Below are 14,357 nucleotides of genomic sequence, written 5' to 3'. Positions count from 1 at the left end.
CGAACAAATGTCGCGATGGCCTCCTGTCGCGTGGCTATTTGTGCCCATGGGCAGAGCCTGCCGGGCGGAATGTGGCGCGTGTCAGCGGCATGAGTCGTTTGAACGGCAACCTTCGGCGCGGCAGACATGGCATGAACGTTGCTTTCATCCGGCGGCGAACGTTCAGAGCCACAAAACCGCAATGGAGGTGAACGTGCAAATCCTCGGTCACCATGCGCCTGTCGGCCATGCCGTCGCCTCGGATCGGGGCAGGATGTCAGGCGCCAACCAATCCACGGGCTCCACAAACTTCTCGGACCTGCTGGCAAACGTCCCCGAAGCGCCGGACACGACGGCGGCGCCGACACCGGCCGAGCAGGCCGAGGCCGAAGAGATCGCCCGGATGCAGGAGGACCTGGGCGCGTACAAGCGCCAGCGGGACAAGGTCGTGCAGAGCCGGACGGTCGACCCGCCGGCGTTTCAGATCGCGCTGCCCGTTAACGACCGCGGCTACATGCCATACGTGACGGCCGACCAGCAGAAGCTGATGGACCGCATCACCGACTCCTACCTTGGTCGGCCGGAGCACGAAATGGAGAAGATGTGGGAAGAGCTGAGAGCCAACGGCCTCACTCCGGACCAGCTCGTGCGCACCGCGAAGTACTTCGTCAATCTCGACGGCGAGATCGTCAGCCGCGCCGTGGCAACAGGAAGCCAGCGCCCCGCTCAGCACGGCAGCACGGCCTGGACGGCATCGAGCGTTTGAGGGAGTCGTCCATGCGGGACTGTGGCCGTGAACAGACAGCACCGGTGCGGGATACAGAGTCCGCTTGGCGCTCAACACCGCTCGCGACTTCCTGCGACCGGTGACAACGGCCCAAGCCGCAACCGGTTTGCGACGCGTTCCATCTACGTGACGCTTGGTTGCGATCCTTGCGCGTCACTGCTCGGCGATTCTTGGATGAGCCGTGCCCGGACTTCGGCGGGCGCGCCCTCGGCCCAGATCAGCAGGGCGTCGAGCGTCGGGCACAGGGACTGCCCCCATTCCGTCAGGTGATATTCCACCTTTGGCGGGACTTGGTGGTGAACGATGCGCCCGACGACGCCGTCGCTTTCGAGTTGGCGCAGTTGCTGAATCAGCATCTTCTGGGAAATGCCGGGAATGGCCCGCTCCAGATCGGAGAAGCGCCGCACCTGGCCACCGAACAGCTGGAATAGGATCACGAGCTTCCACCGCCCTTCCAGGACGCGGAGCACATTCTGCACGCTCTGGGCTCCCGATTGGGGCGTGTAGGAAGCACGCTTACCTTCGGGTGAGTACCTTACTTTTTCGTCCGTTCTTGTCATCTGGAAAGACTAATAGCAGTCTCCCTCCGACGCAACGCATTCCCGGAGGGATCTCATGGACCACGATCTGCCGCCCGCGATTGCCGCCTATGTCGAGGCGAATGCTCGGCTCGACGCCGAGGGCATGCTCGCAGCCTTCGCGCCGGACGCGGTCGTCCTCGACGACGGCGGACGACACGAGGGCGGACGACACGAGGGCCGCGAGGAGCTCAGGGCATGGATCCAGACGGCGACGCTCGACAGCCGGGCGGTCTTCACCCCCGACGCCTGGGGCGAAGAGGCCGGCCGTATCGTGGTGGATGGCCGGACCGCGGGGAATTTCAGCGGCAGCCCGATCCGCTTCACCTTCCGCTTCCAACTCAAGGACGGGGCGATCGTCGCCCTGGAGATCGCATGATGTCCGCCCGTCCCGATCCCACCGAGTTCCAGGGCCGTCGAGTCGTCGTTACCGGCGGCACCAAGGGCACCGGCCGAGCGACCGTCCAGAGGTTCGTGGCGGGCGGTGCCCAGGTCCTGACGGCGGCGCGCGGCGGTGTCGACGATCTGACCGGCGTCCGCCTCGTGGAAGCGGACCTGACCACTCCCGTGGGGACCCAAAGACTCGCCGAAGCGGCCATGCAGCACTTCGGCGGCGTGGACGTGTTGGTGCACGTTCTGGGAGGCTCGACTTCGCCCGGCGGCGGCTTCGCCGCCCTGACGGACGATCACTGGCGCGCCGAACTTGACCTGAACCTGTTTGCGGCGGTGAGGCTCGATCGAGCCTTGCTGCCGCAGATGATGGCTCGCGGCAACGGCGTGGTCATCCACGTCTCCTCCATCCAGCGGCAACTGCCGCTGCACGACTCCACGACTGCCTATGCGGCGGCCAAGGCCGCCTTGACGACCTACAGCAAGGCGTTGTCGAAGGAGCTCGGACCGAAGGGCGTGCGGGTCAACGTCGTCTCGCCGGGCTGGATCTACACGGAAGCCGCCGACGCCCTGATGACCCGCATCGCGGCGAGCACCGGCGGAACGCCTGAGGCGGCGCGCCAAAACGTCTTGGATGCGCTTGGGGGCATTCCCCTGGGACGCCCTTCCCAACCCGAGGAAGTGGCGGAGCTCATCGCCTTCCTGGCCTCGGATCGTGCCTCCGCCATCCACGGCGCGGAACACGTCATCGATGGCGGAACGATCCCGACGGTCTAGCAGGGCGCGGAAAAACCCGCCGGTGCGGGGGCATTCGGCTTGGAAAGGCACGAAATTTGGTAGGAATGCGCCCGTTCTCGGCGAAACCGCGTGGATTCCGGCGGCTTCTTGGCCCCGGAGCCGTCTTGCGGGCGGACTCCGGGTGCTGGTCAGGCGGCCAGCAGCCTGGGCAGGCGCACCAAAGTGTGGGCGGCGGCGGTAAGGGTGCACATCCGGCCGACGCGGGCAACGCCGCGGTGGCGGGTGGTGCGCCCATCGATGGCGGAGCGGCGGTTGCTGGCGTTCCGTGCCACGTGCGGGGCAGCGTTCAGCGCCCGCAGCGCGGCCACGAAATCCTTGGGGTCGTAGGCCTTGTCCGCCCCGACGGTAATCCGGTGCGGCGGTCAGCCGCACATCGACCGCCAGGGCGCGGTCGTCTCCCGAGAAGTGGTGTAGCTCGGGCATTTGGTCCGAATTCTCCGGCATGTCCGGCCGGTGAATTCATGCGTTCACGGCGCGGAGCATGATGGAGGGACCATCGCTCAAGGGAGCCATGGTTTCCAAGGTCGTATATCGGGATCTCTGGACGGCCCATTCACCGCTCTGTTCCAGGAGGATGGCGCCGATCAGGCCCGTGCCGACGCCCCCGCACCTGCGCCGCGTTCATCACGCCGGCGGGGTGGCCGGGCTTCCGGTCCGTGGCGGCTCCTCCGCGCGGCCGAGGAGATGCCGGCGGCCCGCCGCCCGGTGCCGGTCGCGCTGCGCCAGCAGCCAGGCGATCCAGGCGCCGAGGCCGTGGCCGCTCATGGCGGACAGCGCGGCCACGGCCGCCGGACCGCCCACCCGCTCGACCGCGGCGCGGGCGCGGGCGACGTCGAATTGGCCGACGTAGGGCAGGAGATCGGTCTTGGTGATCAGCACCAGGTCGGCGGCGCGGAAGACGAACGGGTACTTCTCGGGCTTGTCGTCGCCCTCGGTCACCGACAGCAGCACGACGTCGCGGTGCTGACCGACGGCGAAGCCGGCCGGGCACACGAGGTTGCCCACGTTCTCGATGAACAGCAGGTCGATCCCGTCGAGCGGCAGCGCGGCGAGGGCGTCGTGCACCATCGCCGCGTCGAGATGGCACGCCACCCCGGTGGTGATCTGCACCGCCGGCACGCCGTGGCGCCGGATGCGCCGCGCGTCGTTCTCCGTCTCGAGATCGCCCTCGACGACGGCGACGCGCACGCCGGCCGGCAGCGCGCCGATGGTCGCCTCGAGCAGGCTGGTCTTGCCGGCGCCGGGCGAGGACATCAGGTTGACCGCCAGCACGCCGCGGGCGTCGAGATGCGCGCGGACGCGGGCGGCCATCCGGTCGTTCGCCGCGCGCAGACTGTCCAGGACCGAGCTTGTCTCGCCGTCGGGCGGTCGATCCGCCCCGCATCCGCATTGGTCGCACATGGGTCTTGCGTCCTTTCCGCGCGTCTCCGGCCGGGCGGCGGAGCTGGCCGTCAGCCGCCGGCCGTCAGGGCGGCGGTTCCAGTTCCGCCTTCAGGCGGTCGAGATCGGGGATGACCATCGAGCTGTTGCCGAGCCGCTGCAGCACGCCGCCGCGGATCAGCTCGGCCACCACCGTCGACACCGACTGGCGGGTGGCGCCCACCTCCATCGCCAGATCCTCGCCGTGCGGGGCGACGTCGATGACCACGCCCTGCCGGGTGCGCCGCCCGTCGCGCTCGGCGGCCTCGCACAGGGCGCGCACCAGACGGTGCCGGACCCCGTGGAAGGCCATGTCCTCGATCATCCGGATCGACTTCTGCAGCATGCGCTCGACGGCCGGCAGCACCGCGAGGCCGAGCCCGGGGTCCTCCAGGACCAGCCGCCGGAAGGTCGCCTCGCGCAGCACCACCACCTCGCAGTCCCTCTTCACCTCCAGCATGGTCTCGGAGTGGAGCAGGATCGCGTCCCCGGCGTCGAGGGTGAAGAGGGTCAGCTCCTTGCCTTCGAAGGAGGCGAAGCAGCGCAGGCGGCCGGCGCGCACGACGAGGACCAACTCGCCGCCCTCCTCGACCTCCTGCGAGCCGTAGAGCAGATGGCCGGCCTTCATCCTGCGGACGGCGACCTGGCCGGCCAAGCGGCCGTCGAGCAGCCGGTCGAGGATCTCGTGGATCGGCCGCAGCACCGCCGGCTCGGCGGCGGGCGGGGGCGCCTCCTGGCGGCGCGACGGCGCCGCCGCCGGCGGCTGCATGCGGGCGAACAGCGTCGAGCCGCGCATCGTCTGCACCACGCACTCGTCGGACGCGGCGTGGCGGCGCACGCTGCCGTGCTGCACGGAGAAGAGCTGGTCGAAGCGCGCCGCGCCGACGGCCGACCAGGACAGCCCCAGCAGGTCGACCGCCTGGCGGTTGGCGCCGACGAGGCGGTCGCCGTCGAAGGCGAGCAGCCCCTCGTGCGGGCCACCCAGCAGGTAGGGATTGGCGTGGAGATGCATCTGCTCCTGCCGGCTGCAGGCCCGCTCGAACAGGAGCCGCTCGATCTGCTCCACCGCCCGGCGCATCAGCGGCAGGGTGTAGGCGTGCGGCGTGTCCGCCTCGGTCGTCACGTCAAGGATGCCGACGATCGCGCCGCACGGGTCGAGGATGGGCACGGCGGAGCAGCTGAGGACGCCGTTCGAGGTGAGGAAATGCTCGCCGCCGACCACCGACAGCGCGCTGCCCTCCACCAGCGCGGTGCCGATGGCGTTGGTGCCGACGCTGCCCTCCCCCCAGTGGGCCCCCGGGCGCAGGGCCACCCGGTCCGCCGCGACGGCGAAGGACGGGCTGCCGGCGCGGATCAGGACGACGCCCTCGGCGTCGGTGAGGACGGCGATGCCGCCGGTCAGCTCCAGGTCGCGGCACAGCGACTCGATCTCGCCGCAGGCCGCCTCGACCAGGAACTGGTTGCGCTCAAGCACCTCGCGCAGGGCCTGCCGCGACACCGCCTCCGCCCGCGGCGGCGCGTCGAGACGCAGGCCATGGGCGGCGCTGCGCTGCCACGAGCGCATGATCGGCAGCGGCACGTCGGCGGGAACGATGCCCGTGGCCAGGAACTCCCGCCGCAACGCCAGCATGTTGTCGGGGTCGCGCGGCATCCGCACGACGGCCGCCGCCGAGGCGCGGAACCCGCCCGGCGGCCGCCCGGCCGCAGGCACGCCCTCGCAACCGGCGCAGCGGCCGGTCCCCCGCTCCACGCACCCGTTCCGGTCCCCCGAGCCGCTCCCGCACGGCTCCGCGTCCGATCGCGTCATCCGCAGACGCCTTTCGTGTCCGTCGTCCCGCCGCGTCGCCCCCGCACGGCCTCCGTGATCGCCCGGATCCACGATCACCCCGCTTGCGCCCGTCGGTCCGGAGCCGCGGCCGCGAAGATCGGCGATTCTGCACCCGGACGGACGTCCCCCGCCTTGATCGAGAGCAATGCGGCCGGCAGATCCCACAGGGAATCGATGACCCGGGCGGCGCCAAGGTCGTCGACCCGACGCGCCGAGCAGCCGCCGCGGACGGCCACGGCCGCCATGCCGGCGGCCGTGGCGGCGTCGATGTCGTGCTCGCCGTCGCCGACGAACACCGCCTGCGCGGGCTCGATGCCGAGGCGCCGGCAGGCCAGGAGAAGGAGCCCGGGGTGCGGCTTCTTCGGCGGGCCGGCGTCGCCGCCGACCACCGTGTCCACCGCCGCCTCCAGCCCGAAGCGGGCGAGGACGGCACGGGCGTCCGCCTCGCCCTTGTTGGTGACGACGGCCCGCCGCACGCCCCGTTCGGCGAGGACGCGCAGCACCTCGGCGGCGCCCGGGCAGAGCGTCGTGAACCGCAGCGGCGGCGGACGGTAGAGCGCCAGGAACCGGGCCAGGACGAGCTCGCGGAGTCGCGGGTCGGGCGCGACGCCCCGCAGCGCGAGGGCGCGCTCGACCAGCGCCCGCGCCCCGCCGCCGAGAATCCGCCGGACGGCCTGCAGCGGCAGCGCCGGCTCGCCCGCCGCGTGCAGCGCCTCGTTCAGCGCCGCATGGACGTCGCCCACCGAATCGACCAGCGTGCCGTCGAGGTCGAAGAGGGCGGCGCGCGGCCAGGGGATGGCGCCGGCCGGACGCCGCGCCAGACGCCGCTTGCCGTCGTGCCGGCAGGCGGGGCCGGCGGCCAACGCCACCTCCAGCGCCAGGCTGCCGTCGGCGAGCGGTGCCGCCAGCGCCGGCAGCCCGGCGAGCCGGTCGCGGACCGCCGCGCAGACGTGCCGGCCACGCCGGGCCGGCGGCGTGGCGACGACGAGGGAAAGCCGTGGCCGTCCCCCCTCCTCCAGGGCGGCGCCGAAGTCGGCGACGGCGTCGAGCCCGAACAGCGCCTCGTCGAGGGCGGCGAGGGTCAGCGCCCCGCCGCCCGGCAGCGCCACCGCGCCGGCGAGCCGCTCCACCGCACCGTCGAGCCGGCGCAGGACCGAGCCGCAGCGGCAGGGGCCCGGCAGCAGGCGGCCGCGGTCGCCGGTGCGGTAGCGGACCAGCGGCAGGGCCCGGCGCCGCAGGGTGGTGACGACGATCTCCCCGGCGGCGCCGGGCGGCAGCGGCGTGCCGGTGTCGGGATCGACGACCTCGACGTACAGGTCGCCTTCGCGCAGATGCATCCCGGCGTGGGCGGCGCATTCCAGCGCGCCACCCAGCCCCGTCTCGGTCATGCCCCAATGGGCGAAGACGGCGCACCGCCACAGGCCGGCCAGGGCGTCGCGCAGGCTGGCGGGCACGCGGTCGGCGCTGAGCAGGACGGCGCGCGGCGCCACCGCCGGCCCGCCGTCGCTCGCCGCCAGCCGGGCCGCCGCCAGCAGCCGCACCGGCGTGCCGAACACGACGGCGGGCCGCTCGGCGCGCAGCAGCGCCACCAGCTCCTCGAGCGGCCGGTCCGGCTCGGCGGCGACCGGCTCGACGCCGAGGCGCCGCGCCGCGGCCGCCAGGCCGGCGCCGACGCCGCCGGGGCGCCGGGCGGGAAAGGCGATCACCGCCCGGTCGCCGGGGCGCGCGAACAGCGCCATGCCGTGGTGGAAGAAGTCGACGGTGTCCTCGAGGTCCTCCTCGGTGCAGAACACGCGCTTGGGCGGCCCGCTGGTGCCCGAGGTGTCCAGGGTGACGATGCGGGCGACGGCGCTCTGCGGCACCGCCAGCAGCGGCGGCGCGGCGGCGGCGAGGTCGCCGGGGGTGGTGAAGGGAAAGCGGGCGAGGTCGGCCAGGGTCGCGGGGGGCCCGTCCGGCCAGTCGGCGCGGCTCCGGTAGAAGGGGCTGGCGGTGCGCACGAACGCCAGCGTCTCGCGCAGGCGGGCGAGCTGATGGTCCTCGACGGCGCGGCGCGTCAGCGGCTCAGGCACGGCCATCCGGCGCGCCGTCCAGGCGTCGAGCGTGGCCATGGGGGACGCTTCGTTCGTCATCGCCACCTCACCGGCCGGTCGCGCGGTAGAGGGCGCGGCCCTGGCGGTCCGTCAGATTGTAGGCGCAGAAGGGGATGACCCGGCGGTCCGGCGCCACCACGTGGATGTGGCACTGGCGCACCCGCTCCACGTCGAAGGTCCAGGCGTCCTGGAAGGCCATGCCGGACAGGCCCAGCGTGCGCCGGCGCCGGTCGAGGAGCGTGTCGAACGCCTCCAGCCCTTCGGCCGGTCCGTCGCCGGCGGCGGCGCGGCCCCATTGCCCGGCGACGTAGCGCCGCGCCCGGTCGACGTCCGGGCTGGGCGCCGTCGAGCCGCAGCAGCCGCTCGGTTTCGCCGCCTCCGCCGCGGCGGGGACACCGCAGCAGGACGGCCGCGCCGTGCGCTCCGCCCGCAGCGTGCCGTCGTCGTCGACGAGGAAGCGGCCGCTGAAGGAGCAGTAGGGGTTCTCCGCCGAGCCCGGCTGGAAGTCGCCGAGGGCGATGGAGCCGCCGCTGTACGCCACCAGGGCCTCCATCACCTCCGGCAGGGTGACCCGCTCCAGCGCCCCCAGCGCCGCGGGGTGGCGGCCGAACCGGCTGATCGGCTGGAAGTGGACCGCCCGCACCGTCGGCATCGCCGCCTTGGCACAGTCGACGACGGCGGCGATCTCGTGGAGATTGACGCCGGCCGCCACGGTCGGCACCAGGACCACGCCGATCCCGGCGGCGCCGCAGTTGGCGACGGCGCGGGCCTTGAGCTCCGCCAGCCGGGCGCCGCGCAGGCGGCGGTGCGTCTCGTCGCTCACCCCGTCGAACTGCAGGAACACGCAGTCGAGGCCGGCCCCGGCCAGGGCGGCGAGATAGTCCGGCTCGCGGGCGATGCGCACGCCGTTGGTGTTGAGCTGGACGAAGTCGAACCCCCGGGCGCGGACCAGCCGCACGATGGCGGGCAGATCGTCGCGCAGCGTCGGCTCGCCGCCCGACAGCTGGATGTGGACACGCCCGCCGGCCGCGGCGAGGGTGTCGAGCCAGCCGCCGATCTCGGCGAGGTCGGCGTCGCGGCCGTGCCGCCCGGCGGAGGCGAAGCACACCGGACAGGCGAGGTCGCAGCGGGAGGTGACCTCCAGCAGCACGCAGCAGCTCTGCTGGCGGTGGTCGGGGCAGAGGCCGCAATCGTGCGGGCAGCCGTGGCGCACCGCCGTCGCGCAGACGGGCGGACGGGCGTGGGCACGGGCGCCGCGGCCCCACAGCCGGTAGCTCTCCAGGCCCCGCCACACCGGCACGGCGACGGTGCCGTGCGCGCGGCAGCTCTTCTCCAGGTACACCGTGTCGTCCTCGGCGAACCGCCAGGCCGACACCGTCGCCAGACACTCCGGGCAGACGCTTTCGGTCTCGCCCAGGAAAACGCGGGGCGCGGCGAGGGTCATGGCACGCTCTCCATCACGGCGGGAAGAACGGCGGCGGGATCGCCACGGTCACCGAGGCGGTCGCCGAGGCGGTCCGCCACCGCCCGCAGCACCGCCGCGGCCGCGGCGTGGCGCCGCCGCGCCCCGGCCAGGGCCTCGGCGTCGCCGGCGAACCGGCGCAGGGCCGGCGCGAAGCGCTCCTCCAGCGGCACGCGCCGCTCGCCCTGGATCAGCTTGTCGGCGAGGAACAGCACGGCGCCCTCGTCGAGGCACCGGACCTCGGCGGGCAGCTCCATGTGGCGGGCGATGACGGCGGCGACCTCGGGGAAGCCGAACCCGGCGACCAGGGCCGCGCCGGCCTCGGCGTGACGGGGACTGCCCTTGGCGATGTCGTGCAGCAGCGCCGCGGCGCGCAGCCGGTCGACGTCGAGCGCGACGCCGGCGGCGCCGAGCCGGCGGGCCAGCGCCTCGGCCAGGGCGGCGACGGCGCGGCCGTGCCGCCGCACCGGCTCGGCGGCCCCCGCCGCCGCCAGCATCGCCTCGCACTCCTCGTCGCCCGGCGAGTCGTGGTGGGCCAGGGCCTCGACCAGCCGGCGGTGCTCGTCGGGCTCGTCCATGTCGCGCAGGCAGCCGCCGTCGAACACCTCAACCTCGCGCGCCTCGCCCGCGTGGCGTTCGAGGACGGCGCGCAGCCCGCCCGGACCCGCCGCCGCCAGGACGTCGGCGAAGAGGGCGCGGGCGACGAAGGGCGGGTGGCCGCGGCGGCCCGCGAAGACCGGGTGCAGCAGCGGCGCGCCGGTGTCCGCCGCGGCCCGCAGGATGCGGGCGACGGTCGACGGCCGCACCAGCGGCATGTCGACCGGCAGGACGAGGCAGCCCGCCGCCTCTTCCGGCAGGGCGGCGATGCCGGCCTGCACGCTGCTCAGCATGCCGCGGTCGTAGGCCGGATTCTCGACCCCGGCGACGCCGAGATCCGCCACGGCCGCCGCCATGGCGGCGGCGTTGTGGCCGTAGACGACGACGATGGTCGCCACGCCGCCCCGCCGCAGCCCGTCGACGACGTGACCGAGCACCGACCGGCCGCCGAAGGGCAGCAGCGGCTTGAAGGCGCCCATCCGCGACGACCGGCCGGCGGCGAGGACGACCGCCGCCACGGCACCGCAAGGCGGGCGGCCGTCCATCACACCGCCTCCGCGCCGGCGCCCGCGCCGCCGCCCGCCGCGGCCGGTCCGCGGGGCGGCGCCGCCACCGCGGCGCCGTGGTCCGCCATCGTCTCCTGGACCTGCCGCCACACCTCGGCGATCAGGGCCGGACAGCGCTCCTGCTTGAGCCTCTGGTCGAAGGCCATGATGTCGGCGCAGTCGATGCCGCCGTAGGTCTCGGTCGCCATCGTCTCGAACCACTCGGCGAACTCGTCGAGCATGACCTTGAAGCGCGGGTCCTCGGTCTCGTCGTCGGCGCCGCGGCCGGCGCACAGGCCGAGCACGCAGCACCCGCCGCTCAGGGCGCCGCAGTTGAAGCCGCGCCCCATGCCGAGGGCCAGCCCCGACATCGCCCGCACCACGTCGGGCGCGTCGCGGCCCTGCGCCTCGAGCGCCAGCTTCACCAGGATGTGGCTGCACTTGTAGCCCTGCAGCAGGAGTTCGGCGATCCGGAACGTGTCCTCGTTCATCGGTGGTCTCCTTTTCCTCGTGCCGCCGCGTCGCCGGGCTTGCGCGCGACGAGCAGGCAGTAGCCGGGCGCCGCCCGCCGGGCGGCCTCGGCGGTGAGGCCGCAGGCGCCGCCCCACAGCGCGTCCAGCGAGCCGTAGCGGAAGACGAACCGGGCGACCCAGCCCGCCAGCACCTCGGAGCGGTCCTCGAAGCCGGCGACGCGCAGGCCCGCCGCGGCGACGGCGCGCTCCAGGGCGCGCCGGCCGGCCAGCGCGGCGCAGCCCTCCGCCGCAGCGGCGCCGTCCGGGCGGCGGCCATAGACGTCGCCGAGGGCGAGCCGCCCGCCCGCCCGCAGCACCCGGGCCCACTCCGCCAGCGCCCGTCCGCGGTCGGCCATCACCGACAGGCTGCATTCCGACAGCACGCCGTCGACGCTGCCGTCGGCCAGCGGCAGGGCGTCGCCGCGGGCGCGCAGCACCGGCACCCCGCGCGCCCGCGCCGCCGCCAGCGGCCCGTCCGCCGCGTCGACGCCGACGGCGCGCAGGCCGCGGCCGCCCATCAGCGCGACGCTCGCCCCCTGGCCGCAGCCGACGTCGACCACCCGGTCGCCCGGCGCGAAGCCGGCGCGGTCGAGCAGCGCCCCGGTCAGGGCGAGGCCGCCGGGGCGCAGCGGCTCCCCCGCCGCGTCGGTGACCAGGCCGCTGCCGTAGAGGCCGCTGCCGTAGAGGCCGGTCGGGGTGGCGAGCGGTGCGCCCATCACTTGTCCTCCAGCGCCTGTTCGACCTTCAGCATGCGCCCGCCGGCCAGCGCCTCGTCGACGTAGACGAAGCCGCAGGACGGACAGCGCGGCAGTGCCACCGGAAAGGTCTGGCCGAGGTAGGAGGCGGCGACCGGCCCCACCTGCAGCGGCACGTCGCAGCGCAGGCAGACGAGGTCGGCGGCGGCGGAGGCGCCGTCGGAGGTGTCGGGGGCGGGCATCATGTCTTCGCCTCCACGTCCATGCGATGGCCGTAGGCGCGGTGGACGACCGGGCCGGCCGCGGTCAGCTCGTACTCGGCCCAGACCGTGACGTTGCCGATGCGGCGCGAGGCGATCAGCCGCCCGGACGCGCGGTCCTTCAGCCTGCGGCCGGTGCGCTCCGCCTCCTCCACCACCGCGGCCACCTCCTCGACGAGGATCAGCTTGCGTTCCAGGTCGGCGCGGACCGCGTCGGAGACGATGACCGCCGGCGGCGGCTCGGCATCGCTGGTCATGGCTTCACCCCACAGCTCGTGCAGCAGGCGGCCCTTGAGCCGCGACCGCCCGTCGCGCCGGCGCGAGAAGCCCGGATCGGGCCGCGCCGCCGGATCCCCATCGTGATCCCCCGGAAAGGCGAGGTCGAGGAGATGCAGCGCCCGCTTGCCGCGCCGGGCGAAAGTGTCGCGGCACATGGCGCAGTAGGTGAGGTAGTCGTCGGCGCTCTCGGCGATGCGCCGGTCGACGATCCTGTCGGCGACCTCGGGGTTGGCGAAGGCGACGAGCCCGCCGAAGCCGCAGCAGGTGGTGCGCTCCGCCCCCGACAGCTCGCGCACCTCGGCGCCGAGGCCGGCGGCCAGGGCACGCACGGCGCGCTGCGCTTCGCTGTCGTGGCGTGCCGTGCAGGGATCGTGGACGGCGAGCCGGCGCGGCGGTGCTTCGTGCGTTCCCGCCGGCCAGCCGATCTCGGCGAGCACCGGCCACAGGGAGCGGGCGGGGATCTCCGCCAGGGTGTCGCGGAACATCGACAGGCAGGAGGAGCAGGCGGTGATCACCGCCGGCCGGCCGAGCGCGTCCCAGGCGGCGCGCAGGCCGGCGGCCGCCTCGGCGTGCAGGTCGCGGCGGCCGGCCCAGTGGGCGGGGGCGCCGCAGCAGTCGACCATCAGCCCGACCCCGCCGGGCAGCCGGTCGGCGAGGTGCCGGTAGACGCTCTCGACGTGCCAGGGCGAGGAGGCGGCGAGCTGGCAGCCGGGGAAGAACAGGAAGGCGCTGCCGGCGTGTCCCGGCTGGTGGCGCGCGAAGGCGACGGCCTCGGAGCGGCTGAAGGCCATGTCGCGCAGCGCAAACTCGTGGTGCGAGGCCGGCATGTGGCCGCTCTCCACCATGCTCTGGCGGGCGTGGAGGCAGACGTCGCCCATGGCGAGGTCGGTCGGGCACACCGCCGCGCACAGGCCGCACAAGGTGCAGCTGTCGATCATGCGGTTGGCCTTGCGGTTGCCCATGACGATGCTGTCGTTGTTGTAGATCTCGCGGATGGCGCGGCGCGGGAACGTCTTGTAGTGCTCCAGGAAGGCACAGGCCTTGACGCACTCCAGGCAGTGGCAGGGGAAGCAGCGCGCCGCCTCGGCCACCGCCTCGGCATGGCTGTAGCCGGCGGCGGCATCCGCCGGGTCGACCGGCGGCAGCGGCGGTCGCCTGCCCGTGTCGGTGTAGAGGCAGGTCCCGCCGGTCCGCTCGGCGTCGGTGCGGTTGGCGGTCAGCGAAGCGCCCTGCAGGAAGCGGTCGATCGAGGCGGCGGCGCGGCGCCCGTCGCGGATCGAGCCGACGGGCGAATAGACCTGCCCCGGCGCGCCGTGGACGCCGCCGGCGAACACCTTGGGATGGCTGGTAGCGCGGGTGGCGGGGTCGGCGTCGACCCGCCCCTCTCCGGTCAGGCGGACGGTCGGCGCGAAGGCGAGCGCCGGCCCCGGCCCGATGGCCAGCAGCACGGCGTCGTGCCCGGCCACCAGCGTGTCGAGGCCGCGCGGCCCGTCGTCGCCGGTGATCCGCGTCCGGCAGCGGATCTCGACGCCGAGTCCGGCGAGGAAGCCGAGGTCGCCGGTCACCGCCGCCGGCGGCAGGGTTTCCGGCGGGTGGTCGTGCCGCAGCCGTTCCAGGGGATGCGCCTCGCCCTCGAAGACGGTGACGGCATGCCCCTTCATGGCGAGATCGAAGGCGGCGGTCAGCCCGGCCAGCCCGGCGCCGACGACGGCGACGCGCCTCGGCTTGCGGATGCGCTGGGCGGTCCGCCGCAGGGTGGCGTAGGATTCCTCCACGCAGGCCCGCTCCAGGGCGGCGATGCGGACCGCCCCGCCGGCCTCGGACCGGCGGCAGGCGGCCTCGCAGGGATGGTCGCAGATGTGCCCGAGGATCGCGGGAAAGGGCACCACCCGCGCATAGGTCGCGAAGGCGGCGGTGAAGTTGCCGGCCGCCATCGCCTCCAGCATGGCGCGGGCGTCGACGTGCAGGGGGCAGGCGGCCATGCAGGCCGGCGGCTGCTCCTCGGTGCACCGCGCCTCCCATGCCTTGACACGCTCGCTGTCCACGTCGCTGCCCTCCGTGCGGAATGGCGGGGCGGGCGGCCACCCCTCCCCGGCCGCCCGAGGACGGACGGGGAGCGGGGCGGCCGCCCGGGCGCT

At 74.2% G+C, this 14,357-nt stretch carries 13 protein-coding genes and 2 pseudogenes; 3 read left to right on the top strand and 12 right to left on the bottom strand.

The annotated features are described in order from the left end of the window. The first annotated feature begins 181 nt into the window (after window positions 1–181). On the top strand, window positions 182–745 hold the full coding sequence (locus ACSBPG_RS17785; protein WP_435538536.1) for a hypothetical protein: 564 nt from the start codon (window positions 182–184) through the stop codon (window positions 743–745). Between the two features lie 143 nt (window positions 746–888). Here ACSBPG_RS17785 and ACSBPG_RS17780 read toward each other — a convergent pair whose 3' ends face one another. Further along, entirely contained in the window at window positions 889–1,245 is a 357-nt protein-coding gene (locus ACSBPG_RS17780) for a winged helix-turn-helix transcriptional regulator (protein ID WP_435538535.1), read from the bottom strand. A 136-nt stretch (window positions 1,246–1,381) separates the two neighbouring features. Here ACSBPG_RS17780 and ACSBPG_RS17775 point away from each other — a divergent pair, with 136 nt between their 5' ends. After that, window positions 1,382–1,723, top strand: a complete 342-nt coding sequence (locus ACSBPG_RS17775; RefSeq protein ID WP_435538534.1) for a nuclear transport factor 2 family protein — start codon at window positions 1,382–1,384, stop codon at window positions 1,721–1,723. Then, window positions 1,720–2,511: an SDR family oxidoreductase gene (locus ACSBPG_RS17770; RefSeq protein ID WP_435538533.1), complete on the top strand. Its 792-nt coding sequence runs from the start codon at window positions 1,720–1,722 to the stop codon at window positions 2,509–2,511. The genes ACSBPG_RS17775 and ACSBPG_RS17770 overlap by 4 nt, the downstream gene beginning before the upstream one ends. Window positions 2,512–2,660: 149 nt before the next feature. On the opposite strand, the pseudogene ACSBPG_RS17765 reads toward ACSBPG_RS17770, so the two are convergent. The 11 genes and pseudogenes from ACSBPG_RS17765 to ACSBPG_RS17715 form a co-directional block, all read right to left on the bottom strand. Beyond that, window positions 2,661–2,885: pseudogene (locus tag ACSBPG_RS17765) on the bottom strand (IS5/IS1182 family transposase); the annotation flags it as partial. A 106-nt stretch (window positions 2,886–2,991) separates the two neighbouring features. Further along, window positions 2,992–3,126: pseudogene (locus ACSBPG_RS17760) on the bottom strand (IS256 family transposase); the annotation flags it as partial. A 30-nt stretch (window positions 3,127–3,156) separates the two neighbouring features. Then, entirely contained in the window at window positions 3,157–3,933 is a 777-nt protein-coding gene (gene hypB / locus ACSBPG_RS17755) for a hydrogenase nickel incorporation protein HypB (protein WP_435538532.1), read from the bottom strand. 64 nt (window positions 3,934–3,997) lie between these two features. Next, entirely contained in the window at window positions 3,998–5,701 is a 1,704-nt protein-coding gene (locus ACSBPG_RS17750; protein WP_435538531.1) for a helix-turn-helix domain-containing protein, read from the bottom strand. Between the two features lie 131 nt (window positions 5,702–5,832). Continuing rightward, window positions 5,833–7,908, bottom strand: coding sequence for a DVU_1553 family AMP-dependent CoA ligase (locus ACSBPG_RS17745; protein WP_435538530.1), 2,076 nt, complete (start codon window positions 7,906–7,908; stop codon window positions 5,833–5,835). A 7-nt stretch (window positions 7,909–7,915) separates the two neighbouring features. Then, window positions 7,916–9,313, bottom strand: a complete 1,398-nt coding sequence (gene trsS / locus ACSBPG_RS17740; protein ID WP_435538529.1) for a radical SAM (seleno)protein TrsS — start codon at window positions 9,311–9,313, stop codon at window positions 7,916–7,918. Beyond that, complete coding sequence (locus ACSBPG_RS17735) at window positions 9,310–10,473, bottom strand: DVU_1551 family NTP transferase (RefSeq protein ID WP_435538528.1); 1,164 nt, start codon at window positions 10,471–10,473, stop codon at window positions 9,310–9,312. Before ACSBPG_RS17735 ends, trsS begins: the two co-directional genes overlap by 4 nt. Then, window positions 10,473–10,964, bottom strand: coding sequence for a DVU_1555 family C-GCAxxG-C-C protein (locus ACSBPG_RS17730; protein ID WP_435538527.1), 492 nt, complete (start codon window positions 10,962–10,964; stop codon window positions 10,473–10,475). Before ACSBPG_RS17730 ends, ACSBPG_RS17735 begins: the two co-directional genes overlap by 1 nt. Further along, window positions 10,961–11,701, bottom strand: a complete 741-nt coding sequence (gene trsM, locus ACSBPG_RS17725; RefSeq protein WP_435538526.1) for a DVU_1556 family methyltransferase — start codon at window positions 11,699–11,701, stop codon at window positions 10,961–10,963. Before trsM ends, ACSBPG_RS17730 begins: the two co-directional genes overlap by 4 nt. Continuing rightward, complete coding sequence (locus tag ACSBPG_RS17720) at window positions 11,701–11,925, bottom strand: DVU_1557 family redox protein (protein WP_435538525.1); 225 nt, start codon at window positions 11,923–11,925, stop codon at window positions 11,701–11,703. The genes trsM and ACSBPG_RS17720 overlap by 1 nt, the downstream gene beginning before the upstream one ends. Next, window positions 11,922–14,264 (bottom strand): pyridine nucleotide-disulfide oxidoreductase/dicluster-binding protein, encoded by a 2,343-nt coding sequence (locus ACSBPG_RS17715; protein ID WP_435538524.1) that lies wholly within the window; start codon window positions 14,262–14,264, stop codon window positions 11,922–11,924. The genes ACSBPG_RS17720 and ACSBPG_RS17715 overlap by 4 nt, the downstream gene beginning before the upstream one ends. Window positions 14,265–14,357 lie beyond the last annotated feature (93 nt).

Source organism: Azospirillum sp. ST 5-10 (genome assembly GCF_051225715.1).
Classification (GTDB): domain Bacteria; phylum Pseudomonadota; class Alphaproteobacteria; order Azospirillales; family Azospirillaceae; genus Azospirillum.
This window is presented reverse-complemented; position numbering and strand designations above follow the sequence as displayed.

Bases quoted from the DNA above. Each gene is read 5' to 3' on its own strand.
- ACSBPG_RS17745 (WP_435538530.1), bottom strand. From the start codon at position 7,908: ATGACGAACGAAGCGTCCCCCATGGCCACGCTCGACGCCTGGACGGCG.
- ACSBPG_RS17735 (WP_435538528.1), bottom strand. From the start codon at position 10,473: ATGGACGGCCGCCCGCCTTGCGGTGCCGTGGCGGCGGTCGTCCTCGCC.
- trsS (WP_435538529.1), bottom strand. From the start codon at position 9,313: ATGACCCTCGCCGCGCCCCGCGTTTTCCTGGGCGAGACCGAAAGCGTC.
- ACSBPG_RS17775 (WP_435538534.1), top strand. From the start codon at position 1,382: ATGGACCACGATCTGCCGCCCGCGATTGCCGCCTATGTCGAGGCGAAT.
- ACSBPG_RS17770 (WP_435538533.1), top strand. From the start codon at position 1,720: ATGATGTCCGCCCGTCCCGATCCCACCGAGTTCCAGGGCCGTCGAGTC.
- ACSBPG_RS17730 (WP_435538527.1), bottom strand. From the start codon at position 10,964: ATGAACGAGGACACGTTCCGGATCGCCGAACTCCTGCTGCAGGGCTAC.
- ACSBPG_RS17785 (WP_435538536.1), top strand. From the start codon at position 182: ATGGAGGTGAACGTGCAAATCCTCGGTCACCATGCGCCTGTCGGCCAT.
- ACSBPG_RS17720 (WP_435538525.1), bottom strand. From the start codon at position 11,925: ATGATGCCCGCCCCCGACACCTCCGACGGCGCCTCCGCCGCCGCCGAC.
- hypB (WP_435538532.1), bottom strand. From the start codon at position 3,933: ATGTGCGACCAATGCGGATGCGGGGCGGATCGACCGCCCGACGGCGAG.
- trsM (WP_435538526.1), bottom strand. From the start codon at position 11,701: ATGGGCGCACCGCTCGCCACCCCGACCGGCCTCTACGGCAGCGGCCTC.